Source organism: Schaalia canis (genome assembly GCF_003858455.1).
GTDB lineage: Bacteria > Actinomycetota > Actinomycetes > Actinomycetales > Actinomycetaceae > Pauljensenia > Pauljensenia canis.
In genome coordinates this window covers 1-1,763 of record NZ_RQZF01000025.1, presented here as the reverse complement: position 1 = coordinate 1,763, position 1,763 = coordinate 1, and the positions used below count along the sequence as shown (strand labels likewise).

General features: G+C 54.6%; 2 protein-coding genes. Both read left to right on the top strand.

Translation table 11 applies throughout. From position 1 onward, the window contains the following. Positions 1-173: 173 nt before the first annotated feature. A complete protein-coding gene (locus EII11_RS10305; protein ID WP_124872481.1) occupies positions 174-458 on the top strand; it encodes a hypothetical protein in 285 nt (94 codons plus the stop codon). Between the two features lie 554 nt (positions 459-1,012). After that, the gene (locus EII11_RS10300) at positions 1,013-1,528 is read left to right on the top strand and encodes a hypothetical protein (RefSeq protein WP_124872478.1); all 516 of its coding nucleotides are present in this window, start codon (positions 1,013-1,015) and stop codon (positions 1,526-1,528) included. The last annotated feature ends 235 nt before the right edge of the window (positions 1,529-1,763 follow it).

Below are 1,763 nucleotides of genomic sequence, written 5' to 3'. Positions count from 1 at the left end.
CCACCTACCTCCAACACACCCCCTCACCCCTATCCCCACCCCACTACGACCAACTCCCCACCAACCCCCACTGGACAGTCCCCCACACCACACCCTGGTAAACCAGCCCACCTGAGGTTGTCCCCAACTTGTGGACAACCTCAGGAGCTCTTGTTGTTGGCAGGGAGGCACTCATGTGCACCGGCATTGGTGGGCCAGTTGGACTCGCTCTGTTAGGCGCATCGGGAGCCTTGCTTAGAGGAGGCATCTCAATCGGAACCCAAAAATACTTCGACGGTGCTGTGGACTGTGAACAAGTGGGATACGACGACGCCGTGTGCGCAGCGTCTGGAACCGCTGAATACCTCATGACAGCTGACTCGTATTCAGCCCAAGGCCTCGCCCAAGCAGCCTTCGTCAACGGTGGAATCGGAGCAGCAACAGGCGGGATCATGTCCTCCCAACCCCCCCTGGCTTAAGTTTGACTATATGAAGAACTTCAAGTGGGGAATCTACCACGGATCATACCTGGACATCCCCCAGGTGCTTCACCGAGCAGCTCCCGTTGATTCCCCCTATGGAAGCTGGCACTCGGTAGATGCGCCCTTCTCCATTTCCCAATTCCGCCAGGACAAAGCACTCGTCGAGTACTGGGAAAAGGGGGGCGAGTATCGTGATGTCGCTATGGGGTACACGTGGATCCACGGCGGTGGGCAACCTGCCTACTCAGGCACAGTCGCTCCCCAGATCGATGCAGAAACTAAGATTAGATATCCTGGCGGAGGAGGGCAGATATTCCTCCCCGAACAACAAATCTACAAAGGTCTCCATGAAGACGTTTGGTCATGGCGGCTCGCACCATAGAACATCACAGCTATTTCTCCATCGCGAAGAGAAAAGGAAAATCACCCTACCAATAGAAGGGACACGTGATATGGCTATGCAGTATGTGAGGATTCGTTCTCGCGCCTGTAAGGAATATACTCACCCGCCTTTGTGGAGGAGAATCATCGCTCCTCAAAACGCGCACAAAGTGACGAGAACATATTGGATCGAGGTCTTTTCCTCCACGGAGAACGAACGTATTGGCTTAGTCAAGATTGACGACGCATTGTGGTTTCTATCAGAGTACAACTCCTACCCGTTAGAACAGGCCCAGGTCCTCCTACACCACCTCCACGCCAGCGAACGCCCGCGAGAAGATCTCCATCCAACATGCGTGGCCAGCGAGTGGACACTCATCGACGCTCCCATCGGTTACTCCGATATTTTCCTCACCTTCCTCGCCAAAGCCACCGAAGCCAACCTTGACCCCAACTTGTATTGCTTTGGCAAACCCCAAAAGCTCCAACAGTACGTGCTCTTCTACCGCAAAGGACTCTTCGGTCGCCACCTGCAACGCCCCTGGATAGTCGCATGGCATGATGAAAGGGCAATTCTGTCAGCAAAAGGTCGCTTTGAAGACGAGAAGGCAGCCTGCAAATTCTTACTCGAGCAAGTAACTCTTGAATCCGAGTTCCGTAAACTCTACTCGCCAAAGTCCTCGTAAGATTTTCCGCTGCATTTCATCAGGGCAGTAATATTGAGCCTCCGAGCAATAGAGGTGCTCCTGCAGGCCCTGGCCAACCTCCCCACCCTGATGGGGGACGCCACCACGTTCACTCTCTGGCGATTTACTTGGAAGGGGGACACGCACGCCATGGATCACACACACGCCCCTTCCAACCTCCCCAAAAACACCCCCACCCCTGTAGAAATAGCCTGCGTGGAGGCATTACTCATCG